Raw genomic sequence first — 16185 nt, forward strand, 5'->3', positions numbered from 1 at the left:
TCACTCACTGTCGCTAGCCCCCTCCCATTCGCGCAAAATTTTGATGGCGTAATTTCGGTTACGCTTCCCGATGCTTCCCCAGTACGCAGCAGTTCCATCGACAAAGACGAGGGCAGGGTCGCGAATCGACTGGCGTAGGAGAACAGTGTCACCGACTTCCAAATTCAATACGTCGTTTACCGTAAGCTCTGTCGATCCCAACTGTACTTCCACATCTACCGGAACTTTTAGCACGTGCGTCTTGACCATCTCGTCTTCCTCTGGTTCCAGCTGACGTCTGCGGCCGGAGTCCATGAAATGGCGATTGTTAAGCGTAGGCATGATCGGTTCCACGGTGGTATGCGGAATGCACAAGTTGATAAGCCCCGTCGTATCGCCAATGCGAACGCTCATCGCAATCACCAGTACGGTCTCGTTTGGGGTCGTGAGCTGGAGGAACTGCGGATTGCTCTCAAGCCCGACAAACTCCGGCTCGACCTCCGCGACGCCCCTCCAGGACTCTGCAATCAGATCAGCCGCTGGCGTCATCAGTCGCCGCATGAGCGTCGTTTCAATATCCGTGAGTTCCCGTTCTCGGTATGGACCTGCGTTGTCCCCGCCCATGAACCGATCGAGCATGGCAAAGACGACCTGAGGGTTCATCTCGAGTACGACGCGCCCTTCCAGCGGTGTCATCTCCATCAACTGCAGTACGGTTAACATCGGAATCGATCGAATGAACTCCTCGTACGGCACTTGGTCGACCGACTCCACCTGGATTTGAATCACGGTCCGCAGTTGTCCCGACAAATGCGTGGTCAACAGCCGTGAAAAGTGCTCGTGGATTCGTCGCAACGCGCGCAGGTGATCCTTGGAAAACCGCATGGCTCGGCGAAAATCGTAGGAACGGACCCGCGAGGCGCGATCGTCTGATCGAATTTCGTTCGCATCGATCTCGCCGTTGTGAATGGCCGACAAGAGCGCATCGATTTCGGATTGTGATAGAACTTCAGACACGGCGTTCGCCCCCTTCCCGACTTATTGCACGAGCACCTGCGAAAAATAGATGTTCGTCACGCTACCCGTTTGCAGCATGCCGTTGACGCTTTTCAAAATCGTCTGTTTGAGGCTGTTCAATCCCTTGTCGTTACGCAGCTCATCGGACGTGTACTGCCTCATAATCTGGTTGATGCTGTCTTCGATTTGGTTCTGCATCAAGCTGAGTTCGTTCTTGGTAGATTTCTTATCCGCCTGGAGCGTCAACGTAAATTGGATGAGTCCGGACGTCTGCAGATTGGTTGTCATCTGCGGCAACGTCACCTGCAATGCCGCGGCATCCTTGGCCGATAGCTGGTGTGTCGCCGTCGTCGCAGCCAAATGGCGGTGATGTTTCAGATACATCGCAGTCGCCACAGCGCCACCCGCGACCACGAGAATGATGAGGATGATGACAAGCATCACCCGCACTGGACTCTTCACTTGCTTACCCCCTTACCCGCATCGGCCGCAACCAAGCCAATCCCGCGGTAGAAATCGGCGATCAACTGTTCAATCACGCCTGGCTTCTCCGAAACGATATACTTGTGCCCATTGGACAACGTGATGACAGAATCAGGCGTCGCCTCTACGCTCTCGATGAGCAAAGGGTTTAACCAAAGTTCAGAGCCATTTAGCCGCGTCAGCCGAACCATTCTCTCTCTCTCTTTCCCCTGCGGCGCGCGCCCCAAAAAGAGCGCGCGCCCCCTCAATCAGTATTACGAGTTCTTCATGTTGACAAGAGCCTGAAGGATTGTGTTGTCTGTGCCAATCATGTGCGTGTTGGCCACGTAGCCGTTCTGCGCCACAATCATCTCGGAAAACTCGTTCGAAAGGTCGACATTCGACATCTCGAGTTCGCCAGACGACAGCGTCCCTGTACCTGCAGCCGTGTCGTTGGGTGGCGCATAGGTCAACTGGCCTGCGGACGGAACTACACCATACATGTTGTCGCCGACCTTCTCCAACCCCGCAGGGTTGGGAACCGTGCCGAGCGCCATATACCCGACCGTATACGTGTTCCCGTCGCTGCCCGTGACGTTGATGCTCCCATCCTCACCGATTTGGACGTTCGGCGATGAGGGCAGCGTTACGCCAGCTGGGGCGACGCCAGCGAACATCGTCTGTAAGTTGACCGGCGCGAGGCTACTTTCCGACGTCGTCGCACTCGGTGCGGTCGAACCCGCAAACCCCATCGCGACAAATCCGTTCGGCAGGACCAAATCGTCGTTGCTATCCACCGTAAAGTTACCTGCGCGCGTGAGATATGTAGAGCCAGACGTCGCCGCGCCAGTATTCGACTTCACGACGAAAAATCCTGCGTTGTTGATGGCTAAGTCCGTGGGGCTGCTCGTCGTCTGGTCAGGGCCGCCGGACATGTCCAACTGCGTATCGGTCACCTTGACACCGAGGCCCACCTGCTGCGGATTCGTGCCGCCAAGCCCACCCGCCGTGCCCGCGTTGCCACCCGACAGCGTTTGGCTGAGCACGTCGCCAAAATCGGTCCTCGAAGCCTTGAACCCAACCGTGTTGACGTTCGCGATATTGTTGCCCACGACGTCGAGATCCGTTTGAAATGCCTGCATACCCGAAATCGCAGAACTCATGGAACGAAGCATAAATGGTCATCCTCCTGGAGTTGCGTCGCCCTATCGGTTCAGTCGATCCCCGATAGGCAAGCTTCCACGCACGTGGTCCGGCTTGTTCACGACAACGACGCTATCAATTTGCGTTACGATGGTATTCGGTTCATGTTGCATCGCGGTCACCACAGTGCGCGATGGCAGATTCACGACCAGACCAGCCTGTCCGACAATCATGTAGGCGTTCTTCGAACCTTTCGACTGAGCCTGATTCGCCACCTGATCCATGGCGACAAGGTCTGATTGCGACAGCGAAAGGCCCCGTTGAGCCAGGCGCTGTTGCGCGTGGGCGCTGATGTTCCACGTGCCGCTTTGCCGATCCGCCGCCGCCGATAGCGCCGCCTGAAACGTTTCACCCGCATCTGCGGCTCGTCCAGGTTTCGCAGAGCTCGACGACAGAGCGGGCGTCAACGGCCGCCACGTGGAAATGGCATTGTGCAAGTCACTCACGACATCTGCACCACCTGCGACAGCGGATACGATGTGCCGTTGACCACAACCTGCGCCTCGCCGTTCGATATCTTGATTGACGACACCTGCCCTGTCACCGTATTGCCGCTGCCGTCGTCGACGGAGATGTTCGTACCGATGAGCTGATGCTCAAACGCCATCGAAGTCACCGATTGTAACGACTGAATAGCGGACAGGACCTGCGAGTCGGTGTTGGCCACGTTCGTCATCTGCTCGAGCGCGCTAAACTGTGCCAACTGCGCCACCATCTGCGTGTTGTCTTGCGGGTCGAGCGGGTCTTGATTCTGAAGTTGCGCCACCAGCAGCTGTAAGAATGAATCCTCACCGAGCGTAGCACTCTGGTTGAGCACTGTGGTCGATCCGGATTGCGACTGCGCAGTTTGCGCAGTGGACGAAGTAGACGAAATAGACGATGCCATCCATATTTCCTCCCTTCCACGTCAGATAGAAAGACTAATGTCACCCCTGTGTTGGACAGGCGTTGCGGCGACCGCTTCCGCAGCGGTCAACGTGTCGCCGGACGCCCTAGGCGCACTTGACGATCGCTCTGGCGAAGGCTGTTGTTGACGTTGCCCCTCTCCTCCAGTCTGCGCATCGCTTTGCCCATACGACAGTTGGAAGTTGGAGACGTTCAAGCCGAGTTCCTGAAGATTTTGCTGTAAAGCGGGCATTTGCTGATTCAACCACGCAAACGTGGCGGCTTGACTGGCGACCACCTGGATCTGCAAGCCATCTGCGCCCTTGGTGACGGTCACACCGAGTTGACCCATGCCCTGCGGCAAAATTTGTACTTGAAGCTTCGAGTTGCCCGCGTCGGCCTTCACCGAGATCAACTGGCCAAACTGCGAAAGTGCATCCGGCTGGCGGACGTCTACTTGCACGGCCTTGCTCGTCTGCCCCGCTGGTAGCGATGCATTCGACTCCACCGCGCCGGCTGTCACGGCTGCCAACTGCCCACTCTCACCAGTTGCGGGCGACAGGGCTCGTTCATCTGCTGAACGGCTTGTCTCACTGCCTGTAGACGACTCCCGATGACTCGTGTGATTCGCTTTCGACAAGAGCGTCGCGACCCTCAAATCCGGCGTCGTCAGACCAGCACTGTCAGAGGTTCGCACACCGCTCCCTGGGTTTTGTCCCGAAGTAGTCGGCGACGAGGCGATGTCGGTCGTGGACTTTGCGCCGCGCAGTCCCACACGAGCGGTCGGATTCTTGTCAGCGTTCACCAAAGAGACCACAACACCAGCCTCTTCGTCAGCCGACACTTGTCCATCCGCCATACTGGCCAAGTCGAGCGCGTCCGCCACCTCACTACCGGCTGTCGACTTCCTCTCCTCACCAGATCCGGCCAGTTTGCCCCCGGTCGATTCGCCAAAGCGATTCCCGCCCAGTGGCGCGTGTTGCGCGGTCGTTTTAAACGAATTCGCCGATGCGACTGCACGTGTACTCGCCTCCGATGGCCCACTCTTGTGCGCGATGCCTTGGAAGGCAGACGTGCCGTTTGTCCCGAGCATGGCCAGGAGAAGGTCATCAAACACAGCGCCATTTTGCAGGCTGTCCGACACGCCGGCGACCCCGCCGTCAACTAGCGGCGCGGAACCCGCACCTTTGCGCGATACTTGCATGCTTTTTCACCCCCCTTCAAGGAAATGGAGTGGCGCGATGTCAAGGAGCCGTCCCAGCAGTCGCTGTCGAATTCGCGGTCGAGTTACTCGTACTCGCTGCCGCCAGCTGTGAATCGTCGGCCGCCTGTTGAACCACCGTGCTCGCGAACGCGGTCGGCAAGTCCTCTACAATCGGGCCGGACGTGTCTGCTGGCATCGCCGCGACGACCCAGGCCGCCTCACTTGCCCCCATTTTTTGCAGGACCGACGCTGCGGCCTGCGCGTCCATCTGCGCGAGGATCTTGGCTTCCTGTTGCGCGCTTTGCAGGTGATTGGTCGTGACCTGTTGTTCCTTTCCCATCGTTTGCAGTTGATTCTGCAGAGCCTGAATCTGACTTTGCTGTGCCGCTGACTGCTGTGCGAGCGCCGTATTTTTAGACTGCAATGTCGAAATCTCTTGTTGGTCGGCCTGCACCTTCTGCTCGGCGGCGCTGAGCCCGGCCTGTGACGTCGAAACGCCGTGGCGCAGCCCGAGCACTTGGAGCGACGTCTGCCAAACCGGGACGCCGACGAACTGCAGCGCCACGCCGATGACAGTTGCAGCCACGATAATTGGAATGACGCCAACGAAGACAATCCAAGCCAATCGACTCATCCCACGGCGTTCACTTTGCTCGACCTTTTTTGGAACTGTCTTTTGAGCGTTCACCTTCGTCGCCATCAAGGATCCGTCCTTTTAAATCTCTTCAACGCCTCGTCGTCCGCCTCTACCTGAGACTTGCGCAGTGCGTCCAACCTGTCGGACGCCCGCGCATCACTTGCGATTCGAGACCATTTTTCCTGCTCGAAATAAGCATCGCGCAACTTCCCTTGCTGCACGTGGACATGCCCCTGCAAAGCCTCCCACTCGCGTTCGAGCTGCTGCTTTCGCACCTCGAGGGACGCCTGATAGGACGCGTAAGACCGAACGTACGAGATGCCCGCGGCCTCCGCCAATCGCTCCCTCGTCTCCTGCGACCGCTCGTTCAGTTGCTGCCACTGCGACTGAAGTGCCTGTTGCTCCTGTAACAAGCGCGAGTAGGCCGATTCCTCAATCTCCTGCAAATCCTGCTTCAGCTTCTGGAGTCGCGTGGCGAAAGCTGTGAATTCACGCACGTCGTCACACCCCCGTAATCTGACCCAATGTCTCAATCGTCGTCGACATGTCAGTCAAATCTTCCGTCCCCTGCGTGAGCAGAGCGTTTACCTCAGGCACCTTCGCAATCGCCATGTCGGTATCCGCATCTGAGCCTGGACGGTACGCGCCAATGCGCAGCAGGTCCTCCACGTCGCGAAACCGGCTCAACCACGTCCGGGCGAGCTGGGCGGCGCTTTGATGCCGATTGTCGGCCACTGTCGAAAACAGTCGAGATACACTGCTCAATACGTCAACAGCAGGGAAATGTCCTGCATTCGCAAGCTTTCGCGACAAGACGATATGCCCGTCGAGAATCCCGCGAACCGTATCGGCTATCGGGTCATTCATGTCGTCCCCGTCCACCAGCACCGTGTAAAATGCGGTGATGGAGCCAATCTCACCCGGTCCCGTGCGCTCGAGCAGTTTTGGCATCGCCGCGAACACGGAAGGAGTGTATCCCCTCGCGGTTGGAGGCTCGCCAGCCGCCAAACCCACCTCGCGTTGCGCCATCGCAAACCGGGTGACCGAGTCCATCATAAAATTGACGTGGAGCCCTTCGTCGCGAAAGTGTTCGGCGATGGCCGTGGCCACAAACGCGGCCTTCAGCCGAATGAGCGCCGGTTGGTCAGAGGTCGCAACCACCACCACACTTCGCTTTAAGCCTTCATCGCCGAGATCGCGTTCGATAAACTCGCGCACTTCGCGCCCACGCTCGCCCACGAGCGCAATCACATTGACGTCCGCCTCGGTTCCCCGTGCGATCATCGAGAGCAGCGTGCTCTTGCCAACGCCGCTGCCCGCGAAAATCCCGACGCGCTGGCCGTTCCCGACCGTGAGTAGACCGTCGATGACGCGGACTCCCGTTTGCACAGCGTGTTCGATCCGCCGCCGCCGCAAGGGATCTACCGGCATCTGTTCAATCTCTCGCGGCACCACGTCGCGGACAGGTCCTAACCCATCCATAGGCTGACCGAGTCCATCGACAATGCGCCCGAGCAGCCCTGTACCGCAGTTGACCGTCAACCGCGTGTGCAGCGCGAGCACGTCCGCACCAGGACCGATGTCGCCCAGTTCACCCAGTGGCACGAGAATGAGATTCCCCTCGCGAAAGCCGATGACCTCTGCTCTGCACTGCGATCGATGGCCGTGAATGAGGCAGATGTCGCCGAGGCTCGCCAAAGGACCGCTCGATTCGACCGTCATGCCGATGACTTTCGTGACCCTGCCGTAGACCTTGACGAGTGTGGCAGTCGGCAACTGTGCGACGAACGCTCTAAGTGTCTGTTCCACCGACGGCATCCCCCTGCTGTAACGTCAACTGGTGTAGGGTGTGTCGCAACTCATCCAGTCTCGTGCGGACCGTCGCGTCCACGCGCCCACCGGTTCCGCGAATATCGCAGTCTCCGGGCGACAACGCGGGATCAGGGACGACCGTGATCTCCCACTCCCCGTAATTCAACATCTTCCACTTCGGGTGGGCTTGACGAGCCGCGGTATAGTCGTCCGGATGAACCCGCACCTGGACCGAGGTACTATGGATGACGTAGTGGAGCAACTCTTCGACCATGGAACCGATGTCCGCAGGCTCGGTCGCCAATTCGCGATAGAGCAACTTCTGCACTGCGGCCATCGCCACTTCCTCGACGACAGGCTGCAGTGCCGCGATACTCTGTGCGCGTTGCTCGTCGATGCCTTGCGCTATGGCTGTCAGGGCCGCTTGCTCCTGCGCCTTCCACTCGCCAAACGCCACGTTCGCTTCCTCTCTTCCGCGGCGAAGGCCCTCTTCGAAGCCAGCGTGTTCTGCCGCCAGACGGACGCTTTCCGCCTCCGCGCGCGCGCGCTCCACCAGGTCTCGGGCCTGTGCCGTCGCATTCGCGAGCATCTGTTCACACGCAGCTTCCGCCTCGGCTAGGATGGCCGCCGAATCGACCACAAGCTCCGCTTCGACATCCAATGGGTCCAGGCCGACCGCAACCTCCGCCTCGGTCGTCGCTATCGGGATAGGTTGCATTCCGTCTGGCAACCACGTCGAGGTCAGGTGCTTCAGCACGTTAGACAATGATGTCGTCACCTCCGCCGTGCGATACCACAATCTCTCCGAGATCTTCAAGATGCCTGATGACACCTACTATGCGCTGCTGTGCATCCTCGACGTCGCGCAGGCGGACGGGGCCCATGTACTCCATGTCCTCCTGAAACGTCTCGGCCATCCGCTTGGACATGTTGTTGAACAAAACTTCCTTGACATCGTCTCGAGATACCTTGAGAGCCAGTTGGAGGTCCCGCGCGTCCACCTCGCGGATGACGCGCTGAATCGCCTTGCCGTCGAGGAAGATGATGTCCTCGAAAACGAACATCCGCTTCTTGATCTCGTCCACGAGATCCGGGTCCTTCGTCGACAGCTTTTCAAGAATCCCTTTCTCCGTGCTGCGATCTACGCCGTTTAAGATCTTCACGATGGCTTCGATACCACCGGCCTGCGCACTGTCCACCGTCGTCATCGTCGACAACTTCGACTCGAGGATATCCTCGACTTCGGCGATGACATCCGGTGAAGTCCCTTTCATCGTAGCGATCCTCCGCGCGACGTCCGCTTGCAAATCGGCCGGTAACGCGGAGATGATCATGGCCGCCTGATCCGCATCCAGGTACGACAGCACGAGCGCCACCGTCTGCGGGTGCTCATCCTGGATGAAGCCAAGGACCTGGTTTGGATCCGCCTTGCGCGCGAAGTGAAACGGCCGAACTTGCAGGGCGGAGGTCAACCGATTGAGGATGTCCTCCGCCTCTTTTCCGCCGAGCGCCTTTTCGAGTACGTCGCGCGCGTACTGAATGCCGCCCGTCTGGATGTATTCCCGGGCCATGGCGAGATCGCGAAATTCCTCGAGAATGTGCTCCCGCTGTTCAAAATTCACCTTGCTGACGTTCGCTATCTCGAAAGTAAGCTGTTCGACTTCTTCGTGCGACAGCCGCTTAAATACGCTTGCCGCTACATCCTGGCCAAGCGCGATGAGAAGGACGGCAGCCTTCTGACGACCTGAGAGTGTCTGTTGGCGTTGCACCACTCGTCGCCTCCGATGCTCAAAATGCAAAAATGTTTACTCAGACAACCAAGTGCGCAGAAGGCTTGCAAAGTCGTCCGGGCGCTGACGCGCCATCCCCATCAACTGATTCATCAACAACTCGTCTTCTGTCGGCGGCAATTCCTCGAGTTCGGTGTCGTAGGCGTCCTGGACGCGTGCGGGGATATCTGTAAGCTGAGCCGATTGTTTACGCCTGCGCCACAGGAAGAAGCCGACGCAAAGAAGCGCCGCGACGAGTGCGAGAACTCCATAGAGCGTCAGGTTCGAGGACGTGGAGCCAAGACTCGTGTTCTGCGTCGGCGTAAACGGCACACTCGAGACAGACACGGTATTCGCCCCCTGCGTCGTCGGGCTCTGACCTACTAAATTCGTGACAAAGGACTTGATCTGTTTGACCTCAGCCGGCGTGATGGACTTGTCGTTACTATTCAGGAGGACGCCGACACTATAGCCCTGAATCTGCATTGGGTCGTCGGTCGTCGTCGAGTTTTGGTAGCTGTAATCGTAGTTCGTCGTCGTGTTCGTCTGTGACGAGCTGGAGTTTCCAGTCGAACTCGACGCGCTATACGAACTGGTGCTGTTCGGGTTGCTCCCGGCCTGACCCGCGGGTCCACCCACCTGACCATTCCCATTCGTCGACTGCGACCTGTTAACTTGCTGACTGGTCACAAAACCGGTCGTTGAATTCGGGGCATTTTGAAGGACATGGGTCTGACTCTGCGTCTGGTTGAACGTCACATTGGCGTGTACAACCACGACGGCGTTATCCGGGCCGACAATTTGCTGCAGGCCACTAGTCAGCTTTTGCGTCATATCGTTCTCGACGCTCTGGCGCATCGCGAGCTCGCTGGACGCCCCTCCCACAGCCGTGTTCGCCGTACTGGAGACGCTCGAGAGCGTATTCCCGTATTGATCTACGACCGAGACGTTGTCCACCGATAAACCGGTGACGGAGTGCGCCACGAGCTGCTGAATTCCAGCGACTTGGGCCGCGGACAATTGTACTCCGTTGCCGAGCGTCACAAACACCGAGGCTTTCGCGTCCGTTGTGGGTTGACTGACGAACAATTGCTGCTGAGGCATGACGATATGTACCTGTGCCGACTCGACTCCATTAATACTCGAAATCGTTTCGTTCAGGCTCTGTTGCAGCGCGTCCAACACCTGGATATTAAATTCATCCTGCGTCATACCGAGGGAATTGCTCACACTCGAATATCCGATGTACCCCGATTGCGGAAGTCCCGCCTCCGCCAGTTGGACGCGCGCTTCGTTTGCATCCTTCGACGGAACCAGGACGGAAGTCCCTTGGATTTCATTCGGGATTTTGAGCGTCTGCAATTGGGTCTGGACTTGCCCTAAAGATTTATCGTCTAAACCGCTCATCACCATCACGTAATGCGGACGCGACACGACCCAGAGCATGGCCGAGAGCGCCGCGACCACGGCCACCGCAATCACAATTACATTCCGACGCATGTTGGGTGAGAAAGACGTCCAGCGGTCGACGACCCGCGTCCACATCCCACGCAGGGTTTCGTTCAAGTTGGTTCACCCTCTATCTATAGCTGTCAAACCTGCATGTTCATCATTGTCTGATAGGCGCTCGTCACTCGACTGGCCACCTGGGTGACCATATCGACAGCGAGCGACGCCTGCTGTTCCGCTATCATCAATTGACTCGCAGTCACGGAGCCACCCGTGGCATAGGACTGAGCCAGCTGATCGGCCGTATCGCTCATCTGGTTCACCTTGTCTAGCTCCTGCGACAAGAAGTCGGAAAAGCTAGTCTGTCCCGCAGCGGGAGACTGGGTCGAAGTCATCTGTCCGAACGTTCCGGACAAAGCGGACTGTACGCCTTGAATCGCCATTCTTCTACATCCACCTCTTATTTGCCGATGCTCAGCGCATCGAGATCCATCTCTTTGGCTGCGTCGAACGCGGTCGCATTGGCCTGATAGGCGCGTGACGCCGTGACCATGTCGACCATTTCGGTCGCGATATCGACGTTAGGCATTTGCACGTATCCGTTGACCGCATCAGGACTGCTCGGATCATATACCGATTTCAACGGACTGGTATCCTGGGTTATCGAGGTCACTTGTACGCCCCCGTCACCGGTTCCCATCGTAGCGCCCAACACGTTCTGGAATGACGCGTTCTGGGAAGCTGGCGCAAAGTTTACGATCTCGCGTCGATAAGGGCCACCTTGAGGTGTCCGCGTCGTATTCGCATTCGCGATGTTATTCGCAATGACGTTCAACCACAACTGATTCGCCGTCAGTCCACTCGCGGCGATGTTCATACTGGACGTATCAAGCACGCGCATCAACCTCCCTGAATCGCGGTGGTCAAACGCTGAAGTCGCGTGGACACATCCTGTGCAAGCACTTCGTATTTGACCTGATTTTCTGCAATGTCGACCATTTCCGAACTAAGGTCGACGTTGTTCCCGTCGTTATCAACAGTCGAACTCGTATCCGTGTACACAGTCGGTTGTACATCTGGGAGATTGTTCAAAGCGCTCCCCGACGTCGAGAGCGGGATATGGGTCTCGCCCATCTGCGCCTGTGGAGCGGAGTTCAATGCCTGTTGAAAGTACGTCTCAAACGCCACGTCCTGGCGTTTGTAACCGGGCGTTTCTGCGTTCGCAATGTTATTCGCGTAGACTTGTTGACGCAGTGTTGCCGCATCGAGCGACATTTGCAGTAACTGCATCGTATTCACTGTTCACTCTTCCCCATCCGCACATTTTGCTATTTTTCGACGACAGTGTAATGATTCGTCGAATCTTGTCATATTCCTGCACATTCGAGATCATGCATTTGCCGAATTTCCAAGGAGGTTCATGGACTGATCACAAAAAAAACAACCAGGACGCAAAAGACATCCTGGTTGCCCGTTTTCCTTTTTGTGGATATTGCTGGTTTACAGGATAAACTGACTGACGTCGCGATTCTTCACAATCGACTGCAGTTTCTCGTCGACGTAAGCCGCTGTGATGGAGATGGCTTCGAGGTTGACGTCAGGCGCCTCAAACGACAAATCCTCCAACACCTTCTCGACAAGTGTGTGCAGTCGTCTTGCGCCGATGTTTTCGGTATCCTGATTCACCTGTTGAGCCATCTCTGCAATCCGCGTGATGGCGTCGTCGCTGAATGTCACCGCGATGCCCTCGGTTTCGAGCAGAGCCGCATACTGTTTGAGCAACGAGTGCTCCGGTTCGCGCAAAATTCGCTCGAAATCGCCCGCCGTCAAAGGTTCCAGCTCGACGCGAATGGGGAATCGCCCCTGCAGTTCTGGGATGAGGTCCGACGGCTTCGCCACGTGAAACGCCCCCGCTCCGATGAAGAGCATGTAGTCCGTCTTTACGGCGCCGTACTTGGTCGTGACAGTCGATCCCTCGACGATAGGAAGGATATCCCGCTGAACGCCTTCCCGCGAGACATCTGCCCCGCGCTGTTCCTTGCCAGCTATTTTATCCATCTCGTCAATGAAGATAATGCCCTGATTTTCAGCCCGATAAATGGCTTCCGCATTGACTGCGTCCGAATCGATCAAGCGGCCTGCCTCTTCCTGCGTGAGAACTTTGCGCGCCTCGCGCACGGTCATCTTGCGCTTACGCGTCTGTTTCGGCAACAGGTTTCCGAGCGCCTCTTGGATGTTGCCAAGGCTCTCAGGCCCCATGCCAGGCATGAAACCGAGCGACATCCCGCTCGACTGTTCCTCTACATCGATTTCCACATAATGGTCTTCCAGTTCACCCAGGTCCAGCTTGTGCCGGGTGCGCCGCCGTTCTTCTCGTACCGAATCGGAACTGGCCTCATGCGAAGGCCGCTCCTGCTGCCCACCGCCAAACAGCATCTCGAACGGATTTCCCATCTTTCGCCGCGCGTTCGGATCTGGCACGAGCGCGTCGACGATTCGGTCGTTCGCGCGTTCCTCGGCCTCCTTTTGCACCTTCTGTGCGTGTTCCGCCTTCACCATCCGAACGGCCGTCTCCACCAGGTCTCGCACCATTGCCTCGACGTCGCGCCCCACGTAGCCAACCTCTGTAAACTTCGTGGCTTCCACCTTAATGAACGGCGCGCCGACCAGTTTTGCCAGGCGGCGCGCGATTTCTGTCTTACCGACGCCGGTGGGTCCGATCATCAAAATATTTTTCGGCGTGACTTCCGCCTGCAGCTCCGACGAAAGTTGCGCGCGGCGTGCACGGTTTCGAAGCGCAACGGCCACAGCGCGCTTCGCACCGCGCTGCCCGACAATATACTTATCTAAATGCTCTACAATTTGCCGCGGCGTCAATTCATGTTCCATCGACACGTGATTCCCTCCCTTAAATAAGAGGCCCGACGACTTTGAGGCGAGCCTCCTGCCACCTCTCAGCCGACCGTCTCGACGATGATATGATCATTCGTAAAGACGCAGATTTCGGACGCGATGTGCAACGCCTTCTGCGCGATCTCGGCGGCCGGCAATTCCGTGTTGCGGGCGAGTGCACGCCCGGCGGAGAGCGCAAACGCGCCACCAGAGCCAATCGCACAAATTCCGTCGTCCGGCTGAATCACTTCGCCGCCGCCCGAGACGATGAACAAGTCTTCCTCATTCATCACGATGAGCATCGCTTCTAACTTGTGTAACACCTTATCGGAGCGCCATTCTTTCGCCAATTCCACAGCGGCCCGCTGAAGATTTCCCTGGTACTCCTCCAGCCGCTTTTCGAACATCTCAAACAGCGTGAACGCGTCTGCGACAGAACCGGCGAAACCAGCGACAACTTTGCCGTGGTAGAGCCGACGAACTTTACGCGCCCCCTGTTTCATAATCATGCTGTTCCCCAGCGTGACCTGGCCGTCGCCAGCCATTGCACCCTTGCCTTCCTTTAATACAGCAAAAATCGTGGTGGCATGCATGGATTGGTCCACGCGCGTCACTTCCCTTCTGTTTCGCGTGGTCTCTCAGATCTTGGATGACTATCTTGGTAAACGCGCGTCAAACGCTCGCGCGAGGTGTGTGTGTAAATCTGCGTACTCGACAAACTGGCGTGGCCGAGTAACTCTTGCACACTGCGCAAGTCTGCCCCGCCGTCGAGCAGGTGCGTCGCAAAAGTATGGCGCAAGCCGTGCGGGCTTAACTGACGGAGCCCCGGCACTTGCGCAATGCGCTGGTCGAGAATTCTTCGCACACTCCTATCGGTCAGTCGCCCGCCGCGCTGGTTGACGAACAGCGCTTCGCCCTTGGCCACCCTCTGGCGCTGCTCGAAGTAGCGGGCGAGCGCCACCTGTGCCTTCGAGCCCAAAATCACATAACGCTCCTTTGCTCCCTTACCAAAGACCAGGGCCAATTGTTCTTGAACCATGACGTTGTCGACATCGAGCGCGACGCACTCGCTGACCCGAACACCGGTTCCGTAAATAAACTCGAGCAAGGCCCGGTCTCGCACATCCGCGAACGAGTGGCCGTCGATGTGATCTAAGAGGTTCTCCACCTCTTCTTGGTAAAAGTACTGCGGCATCGTTTTGTCCTTTTTCGGCAAGGACAGAGACCGTGCGACGTTTGCAGCGACGAGCTCTTGCTGCTCGAGAAAATCGAAAAAGGACCTGTAGCACGACAGCCTTCTAGCGACAGAGGACTTGCTCACACCACGCATCATCTCGCCCGCGAGGAAGCCGCGCAGGCTGCGCACTCGAATGTCACTCGGATGGACAATCCCCTCTGCTTTCAGGTAGTTCATCAGCAACGTCAAATCCTTGTCGTATGCGGTCAGCGTCTGCTCGCTCCACTTCTGACGCCGCGCCAGCAGGAACGCAGACTTGCACTCGTCCAGTAGCATTGTCACACCTTCAGGGATTCAATCTCTCGCGCGAGGGCGGCAAGCGCCCTGTCCGCATGCGCCTGATTGCGCTCGCGCTTATCCTTTATTCTTTCGTCCAGCGGCGGGAATAGTCCAAACGTCGCGTTCATCGGCTGAAAGTTCTCCGCAGAAGTATGAGTGATGTAGTGTGCCAAACTGCCAATTGCAGTGACGTCCGGCATGATAACCGGCGCCTTCGACGCCGCTACGCGCGCGGCGTTGATGCCAGCGATAAGACCAGCCGCCGCAGACTCCACATATCCTTCCACCCCAGTAATTTGACCGGCGAAAAACAGATTTTCTCTGGCCTTCGTCTGATAGGTAGGGTGAAGAATTTGTGGGCTGTTAATATAAGTATTCCGATGCATCACGCCGTAACGCACGATTTCTGCATTTTCTAGCCCCGGAATCAGACTGAAGACCCGTTTCTGCTCTCCCCACTTGAGGTGCGTTTGGAATCCGACCAAATTGAACAACGTGGCGGCGCCATTGTCCTGTCGAAGTTGCACAACCGCATACGGCCGCTTTCCAGTTCTCGGATCACGAAGGCCGACTGGTTTCATCGGACCAAACAACATCGTCTGCTTTCCGCGCTCAGCCATCACTTCGATCGGCATACATCCCTCGAAGTAGCGTTCCTCTTCAAAATCCTTCAGCGATGCGCGTTCGGCGTGAATCAACGCGTCGTAGAACGTTTCAAACTGCTCCTCGTCCATCGGACAGTTCAAGTAGGCAGCTTCGCCTTTGTCATAACGCGATTGCAGAAACACCTTGTCCATGTCGACCGATTCCTTCGTGACAATGGGTGCAGCCGCATCGAAGAAGTACAGGTAATCTTGTCCGATAAACTGCTTGATATCCTCCGACAAAGCGGCGGAAGTGAGCGGACCAGTCGCCACGATAGTGATGCCCTCGGTCGGGATCTTCGTCACTTCCTCGCGCCGCACCTCGACGTTTGGATGGCCACTGACGAGCTCCGTCACCCGTGCGGAAAACCGCTCTCGGTCTACCGCCAGCGCGCCGCCGGCGGGTACACTGTGCTCGTCAGCCGCCTGGATGATGACGGAGTTCAGGCGGCGCATCTCCTCTTTCAAGAGCCCCACGGCGTTGGTGATTGCTGCAGCGCGAAGAGAATTGGTACAAACAAGTTCTGCAAACTCCTGCGTGTGGTGCGCAGGCGTCTGTTTGACGGGTCGCATTTCATACAACGTCACATCCGCCCCGGCGTGAGCAGCCTGCCAAGCGGCCTCCGAACCTGCCAACCCAGCACCGATGACGGTCACTTTCAAATTTGCCAAGATAGACGCTCCTTCGTTTATCACTTAACTCGACGGTTCCCCCG

The 16185-nt window shown here is 57.4% G+C and carries 20 protein-coding genes; all 20 read right to left on the minus strand.

Annotated features, from left to right (window positions below):
* The 20 genes from fliM to trmFO all read right to left on the minus strand — a co-directional run bounded on the left by fliM (position 1) and on the right by trmFO (position 16144).
* Positions 1-996, minus strand: coding sequence for a flagellar motor switch protein FliM (gene fliM / locus NZD89_RS17655; RefSeq protein WP_268004098.1), 996 nt, complete (start codon positions 994-996; stop codon positions 1-3).
* A gap of 21 nt (positions 997-1017) precedes the next feature.
* A complete protein-coding gene (locus tag NZD89_RS17660; RefSeq protein ID WP_268004099.1) occupies positions 1018-1458 on the minus strand; it encodes a flagellar basal body-associated FliL family protein in 441 nt (146 codons plus the stop codon).
* The gene (locus NZD89_RS17665) at positions 1455-1670 is read right to left on the minus strand and encodes a flagellar FlbD family protein (RefSeq protein ID WP_268008524.1); all 216 of its coding nucleotides are present in this window, start codon (positions 1668-1670) and stop codon (positions 1455-1457) included. The genes NZD89_RS17660 and NZD89_RS17665 overlap by 4 nt, the downstream gene beginning before the upstream one ends.
* A gap of 63 nt (positions 1671-1733) precedes the next feature.
* Positions 1734-2633, minus strand: coding sequence for a flagellar hook-basal body complex protein (locus NZD89_RS17670; RefSeq protein WP_268004100.1), 900 nt, complete (start codon positions 2631-2633; stop codon positions 1734-1736).
* A gap of 30 nt (positions 2634-2663) precedes the next feature.
* Positions 2664-3107 carry a hypothetical protein gene (locus tag NZD89_RS17675; RefSeq protein WP_268004101.1) on the minus strand — a complete coding sequence of 148 codons (444 nt, stop codon included), beginning with the start codon at positions 3105-3107 and terminating at the stop codon, positions 2664-2666.
* Positions 3104-3547, minus strand: coding sequence for a flagellar hook capping FlgD N-terminal domain-containing protein (locus NZD89_RS17680; RefSeq protein WP_268004102.1), 444 nt, complete (start codon positions 3545-3547; stop codon positions 3104-3106). The genes NZD89_RS17675 and NZD89_RS17680 overlap by 4 nt, the downstream gene beginning before the upstream one ends.
* A gap of 21 nt (positions 3548-3568) precedes the next feature.
* Positions 3569-4750: a flagellar hook-length control protein FliK gene (locus NZD89_RS17685; protein WP_268004103.1), complete on the minus strand. Its 1182-nt coding sequence runs from the start codon at positions 4748-4750 to the stop codon at positions 3569-3571.
* Positions 4751-4790: 40 nt separating this feature from the next.
* Positions 4791-5450: a magnesium transporter MgtE N-terminal domain-containing protein gene (locus NZD89_RS17690; RefSeq protein ID WP_268004104.1), complete on the minus strand. Its 660-nt coding sequence runs from the start codon at positions 5448-5450 to the stop codon at positions 4791-4793.
* Positions 5450-5884, minus strand: a complete 435-nt coding sequence (locus tag NZD89_RS17695; RefSeq protein ID WP_268004105.1) for a hypothetical protein — start codon at positions 5882-5884, stop codon at positions 5450-5452. Before NZD89_RS17695 ends, NZD89_RS17690 begins: the two co-directional genes overlap by 1 nt.
* 4 nt (positions 5885-5888) lie before the next feature.
* Positions 5889-7205, minus strand: a complete 1317-nt coding sequence (locus NZD89_RS17700) for a FliI/YscN family ATPase (RefSeq protein ID WP_431308627.1) — start codon at positions 7203-7205, stop codon at positions 5889-5891.
* Complete coding sequence (locus tag NZD89_RS17705; RefSeq protein ID WP_268008525.1) at positions 7180-7956, minus strand: FliH/SctL family protein; 777 nt, start codon at positions 7954-7956, stop codon at positions 7180-7182. The genes NZD89_RS17700 and NZD89_RS17705 overlap by 26 nt, the downstream gene beginning before the upstream one ends.
* 1 nt (position 7957) lies before the next feature.
* The gene (gene fliG / locus NZD89_RS17710; protein ID WP_268004107.1) at positions 7958-8971 is read right to left on the minus strand and encodes a flagellar motor switch protein FliG; all 1014 of its coding nucleotides are present in this window, start codon (positions 8969-8971) and stop codon (positions 7958-7960) included.
* Between the two features lie 33 nt (positions 8972-9004).
* The gene (gene fliF, locus NZD89_RS17715) at positions 9005-10534 is read right to left on the minus strand and encodes a flagellar basal-body MS-ring/collar protein FliF (protein ID WP_268004108.1); all 1530 of its coding nucleotides are present in this window, start codon (positions 10532-10534) and stop codon (positions 9005-9007) included.
* 26 nt (positions 10535-10560) lie between these two features.
* Positions 10561-10860: a flagellar hook-basal body complex protein FliE gene (gene fliE / locus NZD89_RS17720; protein ID WP_268004109.1), complete on the minus strand. Its 300-nt coding sequence runs from the start codon at positions 10858-10860 to the stop codon at positions 10561-10563.
* Positions 10861-10877: 17 nt separating this feature from the next.
* Complete coding sequence (flgC, locus tag NZD89_RS17725; RefSeq protein ID WP_268004110.1) at positions 10878-11312, minus strand: flagellar basal body rod protein FlgC; 435 nt, start codon at positions 11310-11312, stop codon at positions 10878-10880.
* Positions 11313-11317: 5 nt separating this feature from the next.
* Positions 11318-11707, minus strand: a complete 390-nt coding sequence (gene flgB / locus NZD89_RS17730; RefSeq protein ID WP_268008526.1) for a flagellar basal body rod protein FlgB — start codon at positions 11705-11707, stop codon at positions 11318-11320.
* A gap of 210 nt (positions 11708-11917) precedes the next feature.
* A complete protein-coding gene (hslU, locus tag NZD89_RS17735) occupies positions 11918-13306 on the minus strand; it encodes an ATP-dependent protease ATPase subunit HslU (RefSeq protein ID WP_268008527.1) in 1389 nt (462 codons plus the stop codon).
* Between the two features lie 65 nt (positions 13307-13371).
* Positions 13372-13902, minus strand: coding sequence for an ATP-dependent protease subunit HslV (gene hslV / locus NZD89_RS17740; RefSeq protein ID WP_268008528.1), 531 nt, complete (start codon positions 13900-13902; stop codon positions 13372-13374).
* A gap of 17 nt (positions 13903-13919) precedes the next feature.
* Positions 13920-14822: a tyrosine recombinase gene (locus tag NZD89_RS17745; RefSeq protein WP_268004111.1), complete on the minus strand. Its 903-nt coding sequence runs from the start codon at positions 14820-14822 to the stop codon at positions 13920-13922.
* A 2-nt stretch (positions 14823-14824) separates the two neighbouring features.
* Complete coding sequence (trmFO, locus tag NZD89_RS17750) at positions 14825-16144, minus strand: FADH(2)-oxidizing methylenetetrahydrofolate--tRNA-(uracil(54)-C(5))-methyltransferase TrmFO (RefSeq protein WP_268008529.1); 1320 nt, start codon at positions 16142-16144, stop codon at positions 14825-14827.
* Positions 16145-16185 lie beyond the last annotated feature (41 nt).

The organism is Alicyclobacillus fastidiosus, assembly GCF_026651875.1.
Classification (GTDB): Bacteria; Bacillota; Bacilli; order Alicyclobacillales; family Alicyclobacillaceae; genus Alicyclobacillus; species Alicyclobacillus fastidiosus.

What these genes read in the sequence shown, in the direction of transcription:
- fliE (WP_268004109.1), bottom strand. Translation starts at nt 10,860, where the DNA reads ATGGCGATTCAAGGCGTACAGTCCGCTTTGTCCGGAACGTTCGGACAG.
- NZD89_RS17685 (WP_268004103.1), bottom strand. Translation starts at nt 4,750, where the DNA reads ATGCAAGTATCGCGCAAAGGTGCGGGTTCCGCGCCGCTAGTTGACGGC.
- hslV (WP_268008528.1), bottom strand. Translation starts at nt 13,902, where the DNA reads ATGCATGCCACCACGATTTTTGCTGTATTAAAGGAAGGCAAGGGTGCA.
- NZD89_RS17680 (WP_268004102.1), bottom strand. Translation starts at nt 3,547, where the DNA reads ATGGCATCGTCTATTTCGTCTACTTCGTCCACTGCGCAAACTGCGCAG.
- hslU (WP_268008527.1), bottom strand. Translation starts at nt 13,306, where the DNA reads ATGGAACATGAATTGACGCCGCGGCAAATTGTAGAGCATTTAGATAAG.
- NZD89_RS17690 (WP_268004104.1), bottom strand. Translation starts at nt 5,450, where the DNA reads ATGGCGACGAAGGTGAACGCTCAAAAGACAGTTCCAAAAAAGGTCGAG.
- NZD89_RS17700 (WP_431308627.1), bottom strand. Translation starts at nt 7,205, where the DNA reads ATGCCGTCGGTGGAACAGACACTTAGAGCGTTCGTCGCACAGTTGCCG.
- flgB (WP_268008526.1), bottom strand. Translation starts at nt 11,707, where the DNA reads ATGCAGTTACTGCAAATGTCGCTCGATGCGGCAACACTGCGTCAACAA.
- NZD89_RS17670 (WP_268004100.1), bottom strand. Translation starts at nt 2,633, where the DNA reads ATGCTTCGTTCCATGAGTTCTGCGATTTCGGGTATGCAGGCATTTCAA.
- NZD89_RS17665 (WP_268008524.1), bottom strand. Translation starts at nt 1,670, where the DNA reads ATGGTTCGGCTGACGCGGCTAAATGGCTCTGAACTTTGGTTAAACCCT.
- NZD89_RS17745 (WP_268004111.1), bottom strand. Translation starts at nt 14,822, where the DNA reads ATGCTACTGGACGAGTGCAAGTCTGCGTTCCTGCTGGCGCGGCGTCAG.